The sequence below is a fragment of the Pontibaca methylaminivorans genome (assembly GCF_900156525.1).
GTDB lineage: Bacteria > Pseudomonadota > Alphaproteobacteria > Rhodobacterales > Rhodobacteraceae > Pontibaca > Pontibaca methylaminivorans.
Genome location: NZ_FTPS01000001.1, coordinates 1,329,589 through 1,348,619 on the forward strand (window position 1 = coordinate 1,329,589; position 19,031 = coordinate 1,348,619).

Annotated in this window: 18 protein-coding genes and 1 pseudogene; 11 read left to right on the top strand and 8 right to left on the bottom strand. The window is 65.1% G+C overall.

Going from position 1 to position 19,031, the window contains the following annotated elements:
• Nucleotides 1-58 precede the first annotated feature (58 nt).
• The 3 genes from folD (at nt 59) to B0B01_RS06595 (ending at nt 2,274) form a co-directional block, all read left to right on the top strand.
• The gene (gene folD, locus B0B01_RS06585; RefSeq protein WP_076648856.1) at nt 59-949 is read left to right on the top strand and encodes a bifunctional methylenetetrahydrofolate dehydrogenase/methenyltetrahydrofolate cyclohydrolase FolD; all 891 of its coding nucleotides are present in this window, start codon (nt 59-61) and stop codon (nt 947-949) included.
• Nucleotides 946-1,842, top strand: a complete 897-nt coding sequence (locus tag B0B01_RS06590) for a bifunctional 5,10-methylenetetrahydrofolate dehydrogenase/5,10-methenyltetrahydrofolate cyclohydrolase (protein WP_076648858.1) — start codon at nt 946-948, stop codon at nt 1,840-1,842. Before folD ends, B0B01_RS06590 begins: the two co-directional genes overlap by 4 nt.
• 87 nt (nt 1,843-1,929) lie before the next feature.
• Nucleotides 1,930-2,274 (top strand): Hpt domain-containing protein, encoded by a 345-nt coding sequence (locus tag B0B01_RS06595; RefSeq protein WP_076648860.1) that lies wholly within the window; start codon nt 1,930-1,932, stop codon nt 2,272-2,274.
• A gap of 30 nt (nt 2,275-2,304) precedes the next feature.
• Here the strand turns inward: B0B01_RS06595 and ilvA are convergent, their stop codons facing one another.
• Nucleotides 2,305-3,531, bottom strand: coding sequence for a threonine ammonia-lyase IlvA (ilvA, locus tag B0B01_RS06600; protein ID WP_076648862.1), 1,227 nt, complete (start codon nt 3,529-3,531; stop codon nt 2,305-2,307).
• Between the two features lie 106 nt (nt 3,532-3,637).
• Between ilvA and B0B01_RS06605 the strand changes: the two genes are divergently transcribed.
• The 3 genes and pseudogenes from B0B01_RS06605 (at nt 3,638) to B0B01_RS06610 (ending at nt 5,309) form a co-directional block, all read left to right on the top strand.
• A complete protein-coding gene (locus B0B01_RS06605) occupies nt 3,638-4,864 on the top strand; it encodes an argininosuccinate synthase (protein ID WP_076648864.1) in 1,227 nt (408 codons plus the stop codon).
• Nucleotides 4,861-4,908: pseudogene (locus B0B01_RS13545) on the top strand (hypothetical protein); the annotation flags it as partial. The gene B0B01_RS06605 and the pseudogene B0B01_RS13545, both read left to right, overlap by 4 nt.
• Before the next feature lie 80 nt (nt 4,909-4,988).
• Nucleotides 4,989-5,309: a DUF1810 domain-containing protein gene (locus B0B01_RS06610; RefSeq protein ID WP_327082992.1), complete on the top strand. Its 321-nt coding sequence runs from the start codon at nt 4,989-4,991 to the stop codon at nt 5,307-5,309.
• Between the two features lie 17 nt (nt 5,310-5,326).
• Here the strand turns inward: B0B01_RS06610 and B0B01_RS06615 are convergent, their stop codons facing one another.
• Complete coding sequence (locus tag B0B01_RS06615) at nt 5,327-5,869, bottom strand: toxin-activating lysine-acyltransferase (protein WP_076648866.1); 543 nt, start codon at nt 5,867-5,869, stop codon at nt 5,327-5,329.
• Complete coding sequence (locus tag B0B01_RS06620) at nt 5,866-6,891, bottom strand: Hint domain-containing protein (RefSeq protein ID WP_076648868.1); 1,026 nt, start codon at nt 6,889-6,891, stop codon at nt 5,866-5,868. Before B0B01_RS06620 ends, B0B01_RS06615 begins: the two co-directional genes overlap by 4 nt.
• 204 nt (nt 6,892-7,095) lie before the next feature.
• Between B0B01_RS06620 and mutS the strand changes: the two genes are divergently transcribed.
• The gene (gene mutS / locus B0B01_RS06625; RefSeq protein ID WP_076648870.1) at nt 7,096-9,735 is read left to right on the top strand and encodes a DNA mismatch repair protein MutS; all 2,640 of its coding nucleotides are present in this window, start codon (nt 7,096-7,098) and stop codon (nt 9,733-9,735) included.
• A 20-nt stretch (nt 9,736-9,755) separates the two neighbouring features.
• Here the strand turns inward: mutS and B0B01_RS06630 are convergent, their stop codons facing one another.
• From B0B01_RS06630 to B0B01_RS06645, 4 genes are all read right to left on the bottom strand, one after another.
• Nucleotides 9,756-10,511, bottom strand: coding sequence for a DeoR/GlpR family DNA-binding transcription regulator (locus tag B0B01_RS06630; protein WP_076648872.1), 756 nt, complete (start codon nt 10,509-10,511; stop codon nt 9,756-9,758).
• A 1-nt stretch (nt 10,512) separates the two neighbouring features.
• On the bottom strand, nt 10,513-12,198 hold the full coding sequence (locus B0B01_RS06635) for an ABC transporter permease subunit (protein ID WP_076648874.1): 1,686 nt from the start codon (nt 12,196-12,198) through the stop codon (nt 10,513-10,515).
• Nucleotides 12,195-13,223 (bottom strand): ABC transporter ATP-binding protein, encoded by a 1,029-nt coding sequence (locus tag B0B01_RS06640; RefSeq protein ID WP_076648876.1) that lies wholly within the window; start codon nt 13,221-13,223, stop codon nt 12,195-12,197. Before B0B01_RS06640 ends, B0B01_RS06635 begins: the two co-directional genes overlap by 4 nt.
• Before the next feature lie 94 nt (nt 13,224-13,317).
• On the bottom strand, nt 13,318-14,325 hold the full coding sequence (locus B0B01_RS06645; RefSeq protein ID WP_076648878.1) for an ABC transporter substrate-binding protein: 1,008 nt from the start codon (nt 14,323-14,325) through the stop codon (nt 13,318-13,320).
• 179 nt (nt 14,326-14,504) lie between these two features.
• Between B0B01_RS06645 and hisN the strand changes: the two genes are divergently transcribed.
• The gene (gene hisN, locus B0B01_RS06650; protein WP_076650091.1) at nt 14,505-15,317 is read left to right on the top strand and encodes a histidinol-phosphatase; all 813 of its coding nucleotides are present in this window, start codon (nt 14,505-14,507) and stop codon (nt 15,315-15,317) included.
• A gap of 21 nt (nt 15,318-15,338) precedes the next feature.
• Here the strand turns inward: hisN and B0B01_RS06655 are convergent, their stop codons facing one another.
• Nucleotides 15,339-16,208, bottom strand: coding sequence for a MurR/RpiR family transcriptional regulator (locus tag B0B01_RS06655; RefSeq protein WP_076648880.1), 870 nt, complete (start codon nt 16,206-16,208; stop codon nt 15,339-15,341).
• Nucleotides 16,209-16,319: 111 nt separating this feature from the next.
• Here B0B01_RS06655 and B0B01_RS06660 point away from each other — a divergent pair, with 111 nt between their 5' ends.
• Genes B0B01_RS06660 through B0B01_RS06670 form a run of 3 tightly spaced genes read left to right on the top strand, consistent with a single transcriptional unit; the run spans nt 16,320 to nt 19,017 of the window.
• Complete coding sequence (locus tag B0B01_RS06660; RefSeq protein ID WP_076648882.1) at nt 16,320-17,096, top strand: N-formylglutamate amidohydrolase; 777 nt, start codon at nt 16,320-16,322, stop codon at nt 17,094-17,096.
• Entirely contained in the window at nt 17,096-17,692 is a 597-nt protein-coding gene (locus B0B01_RS06665) for a TRAP transporter small permease subunit (RefSeq protein ID WP_076648884.1), read from the top strand. Before B0B01_RS06660 ends, B0B01_RS06665 begins: the two co-directional genes overlap by 1 nt.
• Complete coding sequence (locus B0B01_RS06670; RefSeq protein ID WP_076648886.1) at nt 17,692-19,017, top strand: TRAP transporter large permease; 1,326 nt, start codon at nt 17,692-17,694, stop codon at nt 19,015-19,017. Before B0B01_RS06665 ends, B0B01_RS06670 begins: the two co-directional genes overlap by 1 nt.
• The last annotated feature ends 14 nt before the right edge of the window (nt 19,018-19,031 follow it).

A 19,031-nucleotide genomic window follows, 5' to 3' on the forward strand; every position in this document is an offset into this window, starting at 1 on the left:
CCCCTTCCCGCATCAGGCGGAAACCCAATGTAACGAAATCAAGCAGGAGCGGCATGTCATGGCGGCGACGGTGATTGACGGAAAGGCGTTCGCGGCAAAGGTGCGCGGACAGGTGGCAGAACATGTGGACCGGCTGAAATCCGGCCACGGCATCACGCCGGGTCTGGCGGTCGTGCTGGTGGGCAGCGATCCGGCCTCCGAGGTCTATGTCCGCTCCAAGGGCAAGATGACCGTCGAGGTCGGCATGAAATCCTTCGAGCACAAGCTTTCGGCCGACACGTCGGAAAAGGATCTTCTGGACCTGATCGACAAGCTGAACAACGATCCCGAGGTGCACGGCATCCTGGTGCAGCTTCCCCTGCCCGACCATCTTGACGAGGATCTGGTGATCAACTCGATCACGCCCGCCAAGGACGTGGACGGATTCCACATCTCGAACGTCGGACTCCTCAGCACCGGCCAGAAAAGCATGGTGCCCTGCACGCCGCTCGGCTGCCTGATGATGCTGCGCGACCATCACGGCTCCATCTCGGGGATGGATGCGGTGGTGATCGGACGCTCGAACATCGTCGGCAAACCGATGGCCCAGCTGCTGCTGCGCGACAGCGCGACCGTGACCATCGCCCACAGCCGCACCAAGGATCTGCCCGAGGTGGTGCGCCGCGCCGATATCGTCGTGGCGGCGGTCGGCCGGCCGGAAATGGTCATCGGCGACTGGATCAAGCCCGGTGCGACCGTCATCGACGTGGGCATCAACCGTATCGAGCGCGACGGCAAGACCAAGCTGGTCGGTGACGCCGATTATGAAAGCTGCGCCAAGGTCGCCGGCGCGATCACCCCGGTGCCGGGCGGCGTCGGCCCCATGACCATCGCCTGCCTGCTGGCCAACACGCTGACCGCCTGCTGCCGCGCAAACGGGCTTGATGAACCGGAAGGGCTGACGGCGTGACCACCGATTCCCGGAACAACCATCGCCTGATTCACGGCAAGGTGGTCGCGGACCGCATCCTTGGCGAGGTCAAGGAATATGTCGATGCCGCGGGCGGCGGCGACAAGGTCGGCCGGCTGGTCTCGATCAGCATCGGCGAAAACCCGGCGGTCGCCGTTTATGTCCGCAACCAGGCGCGCAACGCGGCAAAGGTCGGGCTGCGCTTCGATCAGCAGCTCTGGGGCGAAGAGGTCAGCCAGGAAGAGTGCAAGCAGCTCATCCTCGAGATGAACGACGATCCCAATGTGCTGGGCGTCATCCTGCAGCGCCCGCTGCCCAAGCACATCAACGTCCGTTCGCTGCAATCGGCGATTCACCCGCTCAAGGACGTGGAGGGGATGAACCCCTCCTCGATCGGCAATATCGTCTATTCGGACATCGCGCTCGCGCCCTGCACCGCGGCGGCCTCGGTCGAACTGCTGAAGGAGACCGGCCTCGATCTCAAGGGGCTCGAGGTGGTGATGATCGGACATTCCGAAATCGTCGGCAAGCCGGCGGCCTTCCTGCTCATGGCCGAGGGCGCGACCGTAACCGTCTGCCATCACATGACCCGCGCCCTGGCGATCCATTCGCGACGCGCCGATGCGCTGGTGGTGGCGGTCGGAAAGCCGCATTTCATCGGCCCCGACATGATCAAGCCGGGCGCGGCGGTGATCGACATCGGCATCAACCAGGTCACCCATGTGGACGGCTCGACCAAGATCGTCGGCGACGTGGATACCGATGCGGTGCTGGACGTGGCCGGATGGGTTACTCCGGTTCCGGGCGGTGTCGGGCCGGTGACGGTCGCGATCCTGATGCGCAACGCCATCGTTGCCCATCAGCGCCAGAAGAACGCCGGCTGGCTGGACTGATTCCCGGCGGGCGCGGGGTTATCTCCGCGCCCGTTAACCGCCCCTTCATGCGGCCCGGTCACCGTGACGCGGGAAGGAGCACACCGCATGATCGACTGGGGCCGGATCCGGGACTTGCGCCACGACGTCGGCGCGGGAAATTTTACCGAAATCCTCGATCTTTTCCTGCAGGAGGCCGACGATCTCCTGCGGCAGCTTGCGCAGGCAGCCGACAGCGCCGCGCAGGGCGACATCCTGCATTGCCTTCGCGGCAGCGCGCTTTCCCTGGGTTTTTGCGATCTGGTCCGGCTCTGCTCCGATCCCGCAATCGTTCCGGGCGCGGGCCCGCCCGACACGGCCAACCTCCGCGCGGCCTTCGAGCGGGAGCGCGACGCGCTTCTTGCCGGGCTTGGCGCGCCCGGCCACCCCTCGCCCACCGAGGGCGGGGCCTGATCCGTTCAGACCGCGGCAACCGGGGGGCGTTCAGATCACGAACTGGGCCAGGGTCTCGTCGTTGGTGATGTCGGTATAGACGAATCCGCTCGCGTCCAGATCGTCGAACAGGCGGCGGAAATTCTCGGGGTGGTCGGTCTCGATCCCGATCAGGACCGAACCGAAATTGCGCGCCGATTTCTTCAGGTATTCGAACCGTGCGATATCGTCCTCGGGGCCGAGGATCTCCAGGAAATCCTTCAGCGCGCCGGGGCGCTGCGGCAGGCGCAGGATGAAGTATTTCTTCAGGCCCGCGTAACGCTGCGCGCGCTCCTTGACCTCGGGCAGGCGCTCGAAATCGAAATTCCCGCCCGAGGTGACGCAGACCACGCGCTTGCCGCGGATCCGGTCGGTCAGATCGCCAAGCGCCTCGATGGACAGCGCCCCCGCCGGTTCCAGCACGATGCCCTCGACATTCAGCATCTCGATGATGGTGGCGCAGACCCGATCTTCGGAGATCACCAGCGAATCGGCAGGCGCCACGTCGCGCAGCACCGAAAACGGCCGCTCGCCGATCTGGCCGACCGCCGCCCCGTCAACGAAGGTATCGACCCGCTCAAGCGGCACCGGGCGGCCGGCGTTCAATGCCTCGCGCAGGCTCGCACCGCCGCGCGGCTCGACATAGACCGGGTGCGTCCGTCCGGCGAACCAGAGCGTGACCCCCGCTGCCATGCCGCCGCCACCGACCGGGAGCACGACGAAATCCGGCAGCGCGTCAAGTTCGCGCTCGATTTCGAGCGCAAGCGTCGCCTGCCCCTCGATCACGTCGTCATCGTCGAAAGGCGCAAGGAAATGGCCGCCGTGTTCGGCGCACCAGCGCTGCGCTTCGGCCAGCGTGTGATCGAAATAGTCGCCGACCAGGTTGATCTCGATATGGTCGCCGCCAAAGGCCCGCGTCTTGCGGATCTTCTGCTGCGGCGTCGTCACCGGCATGAAGATCACCCCGCGCACGCCGAATTGCCGGCACATGAAGGCAACCCCCTGCGCATGGTTCCCGGCGCTGGCGCAGACGAACAGATCCTGCCCGTTCTGCTTGCGCATCGCATTGAGCGCCCCGCGCAGCTTGTAGGAGCGCACCGGGCTCAGATCCTCGCGCTTGAGCCAGATGTCCGCATCGAACCGCTGCGAGAGATGATCGTTGCGCAAAAGCGGGGTCGGCGGGAACACCTTGCGCATTTCGGCTTCGGCCGCGCGCACCCTGTCGTGGAATCCGGTCATCAATACTCCTTGCCGCAGCTTGCCGGCCGGTTCAAGCGCTGGCCGCTTGCCGAGATATGCAAAACCCGTTACGCCGCTGGCAAGTTGCGCACAAGGAACGTTTGTCATGTCCACACCCAAGAAAGTCGTTCTCGCCTATTCGGGCGGCCTGGATACCTCGATCATCCTGAAATGGCTCCAGACCGCCTATGGCTGCGAGGTCGTGACCTTCACGGCGGATCTTGGCCAGGGCGAGGAGCTGGAGCCCGCGCGCAAGAAGGCCGAACTTCTGGGGATCAGCCCGGACAACATCTATATCGAGGATCTGCGCGAGGAATTCGTGCGCGATTTCGTCTTTCCCATGTTCCGCGCCAATGCGGTCTATGAGGGGCTTTACCTGCTGGGTTCGTCGATTGCGCGGCCGCTGATTTCCAAGCGCCTGATCGAGATCGCCGCCGAAACCGGCGCCGATGCGATCGCGCACGGGGCCACGGGCAAGGGCAACGATCAGGTGCGGTTCGAACTCGCGGCCTATGCGCTCAATCCCGACATCAAGGTGATTGCGCCCTGGCGCGAATGGGATCTGACCAGCCGCACCCGGCTGCTGGATTTCGCCGAAAAGAACCAGATCCCGATCGCGAAGGACAAGCGTGGCGAGGCCCCGTTCTCGGTCGATGCGAACCTGCTGCACACCTCGTCCGAGGGAAAGATCCTCGAGGATCCGGCGGTGGATGCACCGGATTACGTCTATCAGCGCACGGTGAACCCCGAAGACGCCCCCGACACGCCCGAATTCATCGAGATCGGTTTCGAGCGCGGCGATGCGGTCAGCATAAACGGTGAGGCACTGTCCCCGGCCACGCTGCTCACGCGGCTCAATGACTATGGCCGCAAGCACGGGATCGGGCGGCTTGACCTGGTCGAGGGGCGCTTTGTCGGCATGAAATCCCGCGGCATCTATGAAACGCCGGGCGGTGCGATCCTGCTCGAGGCGCATCGCGGGATCGAGCAGATCACGCTCGACCGCAATGCCGGGCACCTCAAGGATCAGCTGATGCCGCAATATGCGGAAATGATCTACAACGGTTTCTGGTTCAGCCCCGAACGCGAGATGCTTCAGGCGCTGATCGACAAGAGCCAGGAACATGTGACCGGAACCGCGCGGGTCAAGCTTTACAAGGGGCTTGCGCGCACGGTGGGGCGCTGGTCCGATCAGTCGCTTTACTCGGAAGAACACGTCACCTTCGAGGATGACGCCGGCGCCTATGACCAGAAGGACGCGGCCGGCTTCATCAAGCTCAACGCGCTGCGGCTGCGCCTGAACGCGATGCGCGCCCGCAAGGCCGGGAAGTGACGCAAGGCTTCGACGCCGGGGATTTCATCGCCGCCCAGAACCGGGTGTGGGATGACGTCCTCGGCGAATTGCGCAAAGGGCAGAAACGCAGCCACTGGATAAAGGGCAGAAACGCAGCCACTGGATCTGGTTCGTCTTTCCCCAGCTTGCCGCGCTCGGGCAGTCATCCATGTCGCAGCGCTACGGCCTGCGCGATCCGGCAGAGGCCCGCAGCTATCTGGCCGATGAGACCCTGCACGCGCGTCTGGTCGAGGCCGTCGGCATCCTGACGGGTCACGAGGACAAGAGCGCCGAGGACATTCTCGGACCTCTTGATGCGCTCAAGCTGCGATCATCGCTGACGCTGTTTGCGGCGGTCCCGGGGGCGCCCGAGATATTCGGGCGCGCCCTTGCGCAGTTCTTCCAGGGCAGGAGATGCCCGAAAACGCTGGACCTGATCGGTTGAGTCAGGCGGCCTGCGGTTCAGGCCAGCTTGTTCAGGAACTCGTCGGGGTCATAGGTGCGGGACAGCTTCGGCGCGGTGAAATCCACATGCACGATGCGCTGGCGCTGCGCCGGGCCGGAAAAGCGGCGGAACAGGAATTCCGTGTCGCTCATGTTGCCGCGGATCATGAGCCAGCGCGCGATCTGTGCCGTCAGCCCGCGATAGGGCACGATGAAATCCATGATCCAGAGCCGATCGCCCCCGACCCATTCATCGGGATAAAGATATTCACCCGCGATCATCCTGCGTTCGCTTTCGCGCGTAAGACGGGCCCAAGTATACATGCCCCGCGGCACATCATCGAAACGATAGACGCGGAACTGCCCGGTCTCGATCGCCGGTTCCAGCGAGGCCCGCAGTCCGCCCACGCTCAACCGGGTGTGCCGGCCGCTGCGGAAGGCGAGGAACAGCGCGTCGCCATAGACGCGAAGCTTTTCCGCCGATGGCAATTCCACCGGCGGAAGCTCTTTGCCCGTGCTGTCACGCGGGGTGCTGTCGGGCAGCGTTGGTGCCTCGTTCACGCCTCGGCGGCCCCGTCAAGGAGCATCCGCGCCTCCCACGGGCGCAGCGACCGGCGGGCGGCCTTGCCCTGGCCGCGCACATCGGCCAGCGCCGGGAACAGCGACAGGATTTCGTCGCGCACCGCCCGGTCCAGCGCGTTGAGGGAATATTCCTGCGGGTGGAAGCTTTCGGTCGGCAGCCCCTCGGTCAGCATGATCTGGTGCGTATCGAAGAGGATATGGAAATACTCGACCTCTTCGGCAGCGGCATCAATGCGGATCGTTTCGTCATTGACCAGTGCCTTGGCGGGCGCGAGCACCTCGTTCTCACCGAACAGGAGCTCGGCGCGCCAGCCGCCAAGCAGGACGCGGTGCTGGGGCGAAACCAGCAGATCACGCGCCGGGCGGTTTTCACCGAGCGCCCCGGCCCGGATGCGCACCGGGCGCAGATGCGGGCGGGCGGCAAGTTCGGCCCCGCCGACCCTGCGCGAGCCGATCCAGCGCACCGCCTGCGCAGGCCCGTCAACCGTATCGACCAGATCGCCGACCGCCAGCGACTCGACCGGAACCTCGCCGTCCGGCGTCGCGATCCGGGTGCCGCGCGCAACGCAGATCAGCAGGTTGATATAAACACCGTCCGTCTCGCCCCGCACGCCGTTGCGGATCGGCGTCACGTGGAAATATGCAAGCTGGTCATAGCCGCTGGCCAGCACCGCATCCCAGTCGGCGACGAAGGTATAGGTTCCGTCGGCAGAATTCGTGGTCAGGGTGCCGAACGGCCAGTTGTCGGCCGCGATCATGTTGTTGTTCGCTTCCGGCCCGTCGGCGCCATAGGCGCTGAAGCCGATGCCGCTGAATTCATAGGTGATGTTCCCGGCGTCACCAGTGTCATGACCCTGGTTAAAGACGTTGAAATCGCCGGTTATCTCGTTTGCGTCGGATAGCCGAAGGTCGAGAGTCGCCTTCCAGATGTCATTGTCGCCGGACGGGTTCGTCGTATCCGTCCCGACATCCCGGATATCATAGTTTGTGTGGAACCCCATGCCACTCGTCTCCTCAATGCACTATTTACCAAACAGCAGGCGCAAGTTAACTCCTCATACACCAGTTTCCCGGCACCGGGAACAGGATTCTTCACCGGCCTGCGGGCCTCGGGGCGCACCGGCAACGGATATGCCCATGGTTTCATCTTTCGCCGGTCGGGCGGGCTTTGTAAGGTCGCGCCGGTCCCGTGACGTGGAGGTTCCGTGAGCAACGTGACGCCGATGATGGCGCAATATCTCGAGATCAAATCGGCCCATGCGGATGCGCTGCTGTTCTATCGCATGGGCGATTTCTACGAGATGTTCTTTGACGACGCGGTCGCCGCCGCCGAGGCGCTCGACATCGCGCTGACCAAGCGCGGCAAGCACGACGGCAAGGACGTGCCCATGTGCGGCGTGCCGGTCCATTCGGCCGAGGGCTATTTCCTGACCCTGATCCGCAAGGGCTTTCGCGTCGCCGTCTGCGAACAGATGGAAAGCCCGGCCGAGGCCCGCAAGCGCGGCGCGAAATCCGTGGTTCGCCGCGAGGTGGTGCGGCTCGTGACGCCGGGCACGCTGACCGAGGATTCGCTGCTCGAGGCCCGGCGGCACAATTTTCTGGCCGCATGTGCGATCCTGCGCGGTGATCACGCCCTGGCATGGGCCGACATATCGACCGGCGCCTTTCACGTGATGCCGCTTTCGCCGGCGCGGCTCGGGCCGGAGCTTGCGCGGCTTGCTCCGTCCGAACTGATCGTCTGCGACGGCACAGAGCGCGACATCGCCGCCACGGCAGAGGACCTTGGCATTCCGCTCACGCCGCTCGCGCCGGCGAGTTTCGACAGCAGCAGCGCCCGGCACCGCCTTTGCGCGCTGTTCTCGGTCGGCACGCTCGAAGGGTTCGGGCATTTCGGCCGGGCGGAGCTTTCGGCCATGGGGGCGCTGGTCGATTACCTCGACATCACCCAGCGGGGCAAACTGCCGCTGCTGCGCCCGCCGCGCCGCGAATCGGCGGAACGGGTGATGCAGATCGACGCGGCGACGCGGCGCAACCTCGAACTGACCCATGCGCTCGACGGCGGGCGCCGGGGTTCGCTGCTGGCGGTGATCGACCGCACGGTGACGCCGGGCGGCGCGCGGCTTCTGGAGCGGCGCCTTGCAAGCCCCTCGCGGGATCTCGACGAGATTCATGCGCGTCTTGCCGCGGTGGATTTCGCCCATGCCGAGACCGCGCTCGCCGCCGATCTGCGCGACCATCTGCGCAAATGTCCCGATCTTGACCGGGCCCTGTCGCGGCTTGCGCTCGACCGCGGCGGCCCGCGCGATCTGGCGGCGGTGCGCGGCGGGCTGGAACAGGCCCGGCAGATCGCCGCCCTGCTGGCGGGTCAGGCGCTGCCGCCGCTCATCGCGAAGGCGGCCGAGGCGCTTGCCGGCTTCGACACCCTGCCTGCCCTGCTTGATGCGGCCCTGATCGCGGAGCCGCCGCTCACCCTGCGCGATGGCGGTTACATAGCCGCCGGTTTCGACCCCGAGCTGGACGAGGCGCGCAAACTGCGCGACGAGGGGCGCTCGGTCATCGCCTCGCTGCAGAAGCGCTATAACGAGGCGACGGGGGTTTCCTCGCTCAAGATCAGGCACAACAACGTGCTCGGTTATTTCGTCGAAACCCCGGCGACCCACGCAAGCCGCATGCAGGCGCCGCCGCTCAGCGAGACCTTCATCCACCGCCAGACCACCGCCAACCAGATCCGTTTCACCACGGTGGAACTCAGCGACCTTGAAAACCGGATCCTGAACGCGGGCAATCGCGCGCTGGAAATCGAGCGGCAGCAGTTCGGGCATCTCTGCGCCCGGGTGCTGGAACAGGCCGCCGCGATCGGCGAGGCGGCGCGGGCGCTGGCCGAAATCGACCTTGCCACGGCGCTTGCGGATCTTTCGCATGCCGAGGACTGGTGCCGCCCCGAAGTGGACACGAGCCGCGCCTTCGCCGTCGAGGGCGGGCGCCACCCGGTGGTCGAACAGGGCCTGCGCCGGCAGGAAGGCGCGCCGTTCATCGCCAATGACTGCGACCTGTCCGCCCGGGACGGCGCCGCGATCTGGTTGCTGACCGGGCCGAACATGGCCGGGAAGTCGACCTTTCTGCGCCAGAATGCCCTGATCGCGCTGCTGGCGCAGATGGGATCCCACGTGCCGGCGCGATCCGCGCATATCGGCGTGGTAAGCCAGCTTTTCAGCCGCGTCGGCGCCTCGGACGACCTGGCGCGCGGGCGCTCGACCTTCATGGTCGAAATGGTCGAAACCGCGGCGATCCTCAATCAGGCGGATGAACATGCGCTGGTGATTCTCGACGAGATCGGGCGCGGCACGGCCACCTATGACGGGCTCTCGATCGCCTGGGCGACGCTTGAGCACCTGCATGACACGAACCGGTGCCGGGCGCTGTTCGCGACCCATTATCACGAACTGACCGCGCTGTCCGGCACGCTGCCGGGCGTCGAGAACGCGACCATCGCGGTCAAGGAATGGCAGGGCGCGGTGATCTTTCTGCACGAGGTGCGCAAGGGCGCGGCCGACCGCTCCTACGGGGTGCAGGTCGCGCAGCTTGCCGGGCTGCCGGAATCGGTGGTGGAGCGGGCACGAGTGGTGCTCGATGCGCTGGAACGGGGCGAACATGAAGGCGGTGCCGCGCGCGCCGCGATCATCGACGACCTGCCGCTGTTTTCGGCCGCACCGCCACCTGCCGCGCCAGTCCCGTCCGCATCGTCGCCGCTGGCCGGGATGCTGGATGCGGTGCGGCCAGATGAGCTCAGCCCGCGCGAGGCGCTCGACCTGATCTATCGCATGAAAGAGGCCACGGACGGCTGAGCGCGCCCGACCCGGCCCGGTCAGAGGATAGTGCCGATCCCGCCGCCGCGCAGCTCCGCAAGCGCCCCGGCCTCCGCGCCGCTGTCGCTGATCAGCACCGATATGCTGTCGGCCTCGCAATACCGGACCCGGCTCGGGCGGCCGAGCTTGCTTGAATCCGCAAGCACCACGGCCTGCTGCGACCGTTCGATCATCGCGGTCGCGACCTCGGCCTCGTGCAGAGCGAAATCGTAAGCGCCCCGCTCATCAACCGACACCGGCCCGACAAAGGCGAGATCGGCCGTGAAGCGGCGAATTTCGGACAGGGTCAGTTCGCCATAGGTCGCCGGCACATCGGTCAGCAGATAACCCCCGAGCAGCAGCAGTTCGATGTCGCTCTCGGCCGCCTGAAGCGTGTTCGCGATGGTGAGCGAATTGGTCACGACCATGATGCCCGAAATCCGCGCGAGTTCCTCGGCAAAGGCGGCGGTGGTCGACCCCGCGTCGATCATGAGGCACTGCCCCGGCTTGACCAGCGACACGGCCTTGCGGGCAATTTCGCGCTTGGCGCGGCGCTGGGTGGTCACGCGCTGGCGGAATGGCGCCTCGGGCGCATCATCAGGCCGCACCGCCCCGCCATGCACGCGTCGCGCGAGCCCCTCGTCTTCGAGGTCGAGCAGGTCGCGGCGGATCGTCTCGCGCGATACGCCGAGCAGATCGCCGAGGTTCTGCGTGCTGACCTGACCGCTGCCCTCGAGCATGGCGAGGATGCGGCGGCGACGCTCCTGCGACCACATGTCAGACGCCGCGCCCGCGCCGGCGTCCGGACCAGTAAAGCGCCCCCTTCATCAGCAGCAGCGCGACCACGACCACCAGCATCACGCAGGCCGAAAACGCCGCGGCCTGAGAGGTGCGCCCCGAATCGTCCAGCCGCAGGATCGCGACCGCGGCGACGCTCAGATCCGGCGTCGAAAGGAACACCACCGCCGAAAGCGTCACCATCGAGCGCATGAACAGGAAGAACAGCACCGATACCAGCATCGGTGTCATGAAGGGCGCAACCACGTCGCGCGCGACCCGCCCCATCCCCGCGCCAAGGCTGTCGGCGGCTTCTTCCAGCGCGCCGGGAAACTGGCGGAACCCGGTCTGCACGGTCAGGAACGCCTGGGTGTGATAGTGATAGAAGTTCACGATCGCGATCAGCGTCGCGGTCCCGTACAGCAGATAAAGCGGCGTCGAGGTGGAGTTGAACGTCATGATATAGGCAAGGCCGAGCACCAGCCCCGGCACCGCCGCCGGCATCGCCGCGAGCACCTGCAGCGGCTGCGTGATCAGCCCCGACGCATGGCGCATCCCGAAGCCGAGCGCAAAGACGGCCAGCGTCCCGCCCACCGCCGCACCGATCGAGATCGCGATGGTGATCCAGAGCGAGGAATAGCCACCGGCAAGTTCGAGCTGGTAGTGCCTGAACGAGAGCGCGAAATTGTAGGGCCAGAGCGTGACGAAGCTCGCATAGATCACGATCCCGATCACGGCGATAATTCCGGCGGCGATGACAAAGCTGATCACCGCGATCGGAATGTCGCGCGCCGCGGTAAAGGAGGGGATGAACGGCTGAATGTCGGAAGTGCTCTTGTTGCTCATGCGGCGCGAGGTCTGGCGCTCGATATAATAGGACAGCACCGTCGGCAACAGCAGCATGATTCCGACCACCGCGCCGAGGTTGAAATTGCGCTGTCCGACCACCTGGCTGTAGATTTCCGTGGCGAGCACCGAATAGTCGCCCCCGATCACCGCTGCGTTGCCGAAATCGGTGATGGTGATGGTAAAGACGACGAAGGTCGCGCTCAGGATCCCGTATTTTGCCGCAGGCAGCGTCAGGTCGCGGAACTGGCGCAGGGGGCGGGTGCCCAGCACCTCGGCCGCCTCGTAAACCCGCGCGTCGAGCAGCACGAGCGCCGCGCCGATGATCATCACCGCCTGCGGCAGCGCATAGAGCGTGTTGGCGATCAGCAGGCCCCAGAAGCCGTAGATGTCCATCTCGGTGCCGAAGAACCGATTGACGAGCCCGTTGCGCCCGAGCAGGAAGATCAGCCCGAGCCCCTGCACGAGCGAGGGCGCGAGCAAGGGCAGAATGATCGCGCCGCGGATGATCCATTTGCCGCGAAAGCTGCAGCGATAAAGCCCGAGCGCGATGAGGAACCCGGCCGCGACCGACACCAGCGTCGTGGCCCCGGTCATCACCAGCGAATGCTGTGTTGCACGCCAGAAGCCCCGGGTCTGGAGCACCTGCACATAGTTCCCGATTCCGTAGGAGCCGTCGGGCTGGGTGATGGAGCGCAGGAACACCACCGCCATGGGATAGACGAAGAACAGCACGAGCCCGATCAGCGGGATGCCGATGCAGACCATGACGAAAAGCCGGTTGGCGTCGAACCCCCGGCGCGGGCGCGGAGCCCCTGTGGGCGCGGTTGCGTCAGTCATGCCGCAACCCCGCTCGTGTCGTCCTCCACCCAGGAACAGTCCTCCGGCGCGATCTCGAGCCGCACCCGCTCGCCCGGCGCCAGATCAATGCGGCCCGAGACCTCGGCGACCAGATCACCGGCCGGGCTTTCCAGCCGGATGCGACGCAGGTTACCCAGAAACTCGACCGCGGTGATGCGCGCCGGTCCCTCCGCATCGCGCGAAAGCGCAATCTGCTCGGGGCGGATGCAGGCCAGGTGCTGCCGTCCCGTTTCCCTGGGCTGGCCGGCCAGAAGCTCGGGCGCGACAAGGCGCAGCCGGTCGGGCGCGATCAGGTTACTGATTCCCATGAAATCGGCCACGAAACGCGTGTTGGGCCGCAGGTACAGATCCTCGGGGCTCCCGGCCTGCACGACCTTGCCCGCATTCATGCAGATGATCTTGTCGGCAAGTGCCAGCGCCTCTTCCTGATCGTGGGTGACCATGAGCGTCGGCAGCCGGAGTTCGCGCTGCAGGCTGTGAATCTCGGTGCGCAGGTCGGTGCGCACCTTGGCGTCGAGCGCCGAGAGCGGCTCGTCAAGCAGCAGCACCTCGGGATCGACCGCGATCGCGCGCGCCAGCGCCACACGCTGTTGCTGCCCGCCCGAAAGCTGGCCGGGATAACTATCGGCGATATGCGGCAGCTTGATCATCTCGAGCAGGTGATCGACCCGCCTGCGCACGCTCTGCGCATCGCCGCCGCGAATTTTCAGGCCGTAGCCCACGTTCTGGGCAATCGTCATGTCAGGGAACAGCGAATAGGACTGGAACACGATGCCAAAGCCGCGCTTGCGGGTCGGCACCATCGAAACATCCTTTCCCTTCAGCATGATCTGCCCCGAATCGGGGCGGGTCAGTCCGGCGATCAGCCGCAGGAGCGTGGTCTTGCCGCAGCCGCTCGGCCCGAGCAGGCAGACGAATTCGCCCTCGTCGAGCGACATCGAGACCTGATCGAGTGCCGTGAAACTTCCGTAGGTCTTGGTGGCGTTGCGAACGTCTAGATACATGGGGAATCAATCAGCCTGTCTGCGGCCATCCCGCCCGCCGGGCGGTGCGGGATGGCCTTGGTTCGTTTTCAGGCCGCCAGGGGCCCGTCGCGCATCAGCGCCCGAATTTTTCCTTCCAGGTCGTTTTCACCTCGTCCTGCTGTTCGGCGGACTTGGGGAAATCAATGTCGGCAAGGATCGACTGCACGTCCTCGGGAACGCCGGCGTCGATCGCGGATTGCGCGGGCGTCGTGCCGGGCGCGGCGATCAGGATCTTGTAATCCTCGTAAAGCGCGATCGCCTCGTCCGTCAGCAGCCAGTCCATGAAGCGCTTGACGTCCTCCTTGTTGTCGGACGCCTTCATGAGCCCCGCGGCCTCGAGTTCATAGCCGCTGCCCTCCTCGGGGAAGACAGCCTTGACCGGATAGCCCTGCTCGACCGACTGCGCAGCGGTGATCGCAAGCGAAATGCCGACCGTATATTCGCCCGAGCGCACCGATTTGCAGGGCTTGGACCCCGACGAGGTGTATTGCGCGATATTGGCATCGACCCGTTCGAGCTGCGCCCAGCCTTCTTCCTCGCCAAGCTCGTGCAGCAGGGCGATCACATGCAGGTAACCCGTCCCCGAGGACGTCGGGTTGGCCATGATGATTTCACCCTTGAAGGCCGGATCCTCGAGATCCTTCCAGCTTGCCGGCATCGGCAGCCCCTTCTGTTCGAGCCGCGCGGTGTTGACGCAGAACGTGCCCATGTAACCGGTCGGCGCGAACCAGCGGTTTTCGGGATCGCGATACCGCTCGTCCAGCGCATCCGCCCCCTCGGCCTCGTAGGGCTCGAGCTGGTCGAGGATTTGCGGATCCATGGTCGCGGTGATGGCCTGACCCCAGAGCATGTCGGCCTGCGGATTGCCCGCCTCGGCAATGAGGCGCGCCGCCAGCGTGCCGGTGGACAGGCGCAACACGTTGATCTTGAGATCGGGAATCGCCTTTTCGGCAGCGGCGACATAAGACGCGATCTCGTCTTCCTCATAGGCGGTATAGACGGTGATCTCGCCCGCGAATGCCGGCAGGGCAACCGCCATCGAAAGCACGGACGCACCGAGCAGTTTCACAGAATTCTTCATCGATTCCTCCTCTGTTGTCGCAGCCCGGCTTGGGGTGCCGGGTCGTTGCCGGACAATCCGGCATGTGTTTATTTATGTAGAATTGCATTTTTCTGGCGTTTGTCTAGACTCTTTTGCAACATTCGCAACAGCCCAGCCTGCGCGACCGCCTCAAACGCAACTTTTCCGGGATCCAGACCATGCCGACCACGACCGCTCCCATTGACATTGCCGCGCTCGAATCCTTTGCGAACGAGCTTGCCGACATGGCCGTTCCGGCCAGCCTCGAGCTGTTCCGCCATCCGCTCGACATCGAGCGCAAGGAGGATTCCTCGCCGGTGACCATCGCCGACAAACGCATCGAATCGATCCTGCGCGAGGCGATCGCCGGACGCTACCCGGATCACGGCATCTTCGGCGAGGAACACGGCGCGGAGCATCTGGACCGGCGGCATGTCTGGGTGGTGGATCCGATCGACGGCACCAAGAGCTTCATCTCCGGCTGGCCGCTGTTCGGCACGCTGATCGCCTGTCTCGAAGACGGAAAACCGGTCGTCGGCGTGATCTCGATGCCGGCCATCGGCGAACGCTGGAGCGCGCGGCGCGACGGGCAGGCGCGCTTTGCCGGCAAGCCCTGCGCGGTCAGCCGCTGCACCCGCCTGGCCGAGGCGCGCATCTATACCACCTCGCCCGACGCCTTTGACGACGCGGAGCGTGCGCTTTACCTCGACATTTCGTCCCGCGCCGCGCTGCGCCGCTTTGGTGGCGACTGCTACAGCTACGGCCTGCTGGCCTCGGGCCATGTGGATGCGGTGATCGAGATGCAGCTACAGCCTTACGACTACATGGCGCTCGTGCCGGTGATCGAGGCCGCCGGGGGCATCATCACCGACTGGAACGGGCAGCCGCTCACGCTCGACTCCGCGGGCCGGGTGGTGGCGGCGGCAACCCGGGAGCTGCATGCCGAGCTTCTGGCGCTGCTCGGGACGGATGCGCCGGCCAGGGCCTCCTGAGCGCCGGCGCGCCCGGCCCGGTCAGACGAACTTGCGGAACAGGCGCGTCGTGTCGAAGAGCTCGTCCAGACGCTCGTAACGCTCGCGGGTCTCGGGCCAGCGGCGCTCCTGCACGCCGGCGATCATCGCCTCCAGCAGCATCATGGTGGCGATGTTCGAATCCCAGGCCGAGGGGATTTCCACCCAGCAGTTGAAAACGAAATCCGCCTGCGCCGACACCGGAGAGCCCCACTGGTCGGTGATCAGGATGATGCGGACGCCGCGCTTCGTGGCCAGTTCGGCCAGCCGCTCGAGGTTGGTTTCATAGCGGCGGATGTCGAACATGAGCAACGTCTCGCCCGGCTTCATGTCGAGCACGTAATGCGGCCAGGTGCCCGACGACGACGTCATATGCGTGATCTTGGGACGCACCGCCTGCAGATGGGTGAACCCGTAATCCGCCAGCGCCCGGGTGATCCGCCCGCCGACGATGTAAAGCCGCTGCGCCGTGTCGGCCATCAGCCGCACCGCGCCGTCAAAACAGCCGGTGTCGATATTCGCGAAGGTCTGCTCGAGGTTGCCGGTTACGGCCTGGGCAAAGCGATTCAGAAGATGGGCCTCGGGCGCCTCCGACGCCCATTGCTCGCGCCGCTGCGCCGGCCCCGATCCGGCGGCCTCGAGCTCGTCCAGCAGCGCGCGCTGGAACTGCGGATAGCCGCGGAACCCGAGCTTTTGCACCAGACGGGCAACGGTCGGGGTGGAGACGTCCGAATTCTTCGCCGCCGCCGTGATAGAGGCGAGCCCCGCCGCCGGATAATTCGCCAGCAGCGCCTGCGCGAATTTGCGCTCTGTCCGCGTGAGCGCCGGATAATGCTCGCGGATCGTGTCGCGTACCGTGGGCCGCGATGTCATGGAACTGTCCCCCGTCCTGTCAATCCATACCATAAAACCTGCTTTGAAGAGATATTGACAGATGCCTCCGAACATGAAAGCATTTTTTCAACAAGGGGGAGGACGGCTCAGGTGGATCAGCAAGGATCTGCACGGAACGATATTGGCGTCGAGATCCGCAACCAGAACGGGGCGGGCGATGTCGTGGTTCTGTGCGAACATGCCTCCAACGACATTCCGGCACGCTACAGCGGGCTCGGCCTCGCACCGCAGGACGTCCAAAGCCATGCGGCCTGGGATCCGGGCGCGCGCGCCGTTGCCCTGCTGCTGGCGCAGGCGCTCGATGCGCCGCTCGTCGCAAGCCGCGTGTCGCGCCTCGTCTATGACTGCAACCGCCCGCCGGAATCGCCGGGCGCCATGCCCGCCCGTTCCGAACTGATCGAGGTGCCCGGAAATCGCGACCTGACCGACGAACAGCGGCAGGAGCGGGTCGACACCATCTATCGCCCCTTTACCGACGCGGTTTCCGATCTGCTGGAATCGCGCCGCACCACCGCTTCGGTATCCGCGCTGATCACCGTTCACAGCTTTACCCCGGTCTATTACGGAAAACCGCGCGAGGTGGAGATCGGCATCCTGCACGACAGCGACACACGCCTTGCCGACCTCATGCTGGCCGAAGCCGGGCGCCTGCCGCACCGGGTGATCCGCCGCAACGACCCCTATGGGCCCGAGGACGGCGTGACCCATACGCTCAGGCTGCACGGCATCCGCAACGGTCTGCCGAACGTGATGGTCGAGATCCGAAACGATCTGATTGCGACGCCGCAGGGACAGGAGACGCTTGCCGGGGAGATGCTGCAACTGATCCGCCCGGCGCTGCACGGGCTGCAAGAGGAGGGCCGGTGATGCAGAAAGCAATGCTTGCCTACATTCATGTCGTCGACGGCATGAACCGGTTCATCGGGCGCATCGTCATGTATCTCATCTTCGTGATGATCGGCGTGCTGCTCTGGTCCACGAGTTCCAAGGTTTTCCTGACCCCCGCGAACTGGACGCTGGAAACCGCCCAGTTCCTGATGGTCGCCTATTTCATTCTCGGCGGTCCCTATTCGATCCAGATGGGATCGAACGTGCGCATGGACCTTTTCTATGGCGACTGGTCGCTCAGGACCAAGGCCTGGGTGGATGCCTTCACGGTGTTCTTCCTGATCTTCTACCTGGCGATCCTGCTGGTCGGCGGGCTTGGTTCGCTGGCCTATTCGCTCGGTTATTTCGGGCCCGAGCCGTTCCAGTTCCTCGGGTCGCTGATCTGGACCTTCGTCACCGAAGGAAAGGGCGCGGCGCAGGAGATGCTCGGCTATCTCGAACGCAGCCCGACCGCATGGCGGCCGGTGATGTGGCCGATCAAACTGCTGACCTGTATCGGAGTCTTCCTGATGATCCTTCAGGCACTGGCCGAATTCTTCCGTGATGTGACCCGTCTGCGGGAGGTGGCCGACTGATGTCCTATGAAGTGATCGCCCTGCTGATGTTCAGCACCATGATGCTGATGCTGATGACCGGACAGCGGGTCTTTGCAGCCATCGGTTTCGTCGCCACCGTCGCCGGTATCCTGCTCTGGGGCGTCGGCGGCGAGGACATCCCGTTCTCGGCGGCGATGAAGCTCATGAAATGGTATCCGCTGCTCACGCTGCCCATGTTCATCTTCATGGGTTACGTGATGTCGGAAAGCCGCATCGCCGACGACCTTTACCGCATGTTCCACGTCTGGATGGGCCCGGTGCGCGGCGGGCTTGCCATCGGCACCATCGCCCTGATGGTGCTGATCTCGGCCATGAACGGCCTGTCGGTCGCCGGCATGGCGATCGGCGCCACCATCGCCCTGCCGGAACTGCTGCGGCGCAATTACGACAAGATCATGGTCACCGGGGTGATCCAGGCCGGGGCCAGTCTCGGGATTCTCGTGCCGCCTTCGGTCGTGCTCGTGCTTTATGCCATGATCGCACGCCAGCCGGTCGGGCAGCTCTGGCTGGCCGGGGTGCTGCCGGGGCTGATGATGGCGGCGCTGTTCGTGATCTACGTCTATCTGCGCTGCCTGGTCCAACCCCAGCTCGGACCGGCCATGTCGCAGGAAGAGCGCGAAGAGGTCACCATGGCCGAGAAACTGCGCCTTCTGCGCGCGGGAATCCTGCCGATCGTGATCTTCGCCGTGATGATGGTGCCCTTCGTCAAGGGCTGGACCTCGCTGGTGGAAAGCTCGGCCATCGGCGCCATCGCCTCGTTCATGGCTGCCGTGCTCAAGGGGCGCATGACACGCCAGGTGTTCGAGGTCTCGGTGCGCCAGACGCTCGGCATCAGCTGCATGTTCATGTGGATCATTCTTGCCGCCATGGCCTTCGGCGCGATCTTCGACGGGCTGGGCGCGGTGAACGCGATCCGCAATCTGTTCACCGAACAGATGGGGCTGTCGCCCTGGACGATCCTGATCCTGATGCAGCTCAGCTTTCTCGTCATGGGCACGTTCCTCGACGATACGGCGATGCTGGTGATCGTGGCGCCGCTTTATGTGCCGCTGGTGGATGCGCTCGGCTTCGATCTGGTCTGGTATGGCATACTCTACACGATCACGACCCAGATCGCCTACATGACCCCGCCGTTCGGCTACAACCTGTTCCTGATGCGGGCCATGGCGCCGCCGTCGATCAACATGCGCGATATCTATCGCTCGATCGTCCCCTTCGTGTTCGTGATGATCCTGGCGCTGGCGCTGGTGATGATCTTCCCCGACATCGCCATGTGGCTGCCCAATTACGTTTACGGAAAATAACCGAGAGAGCGCCG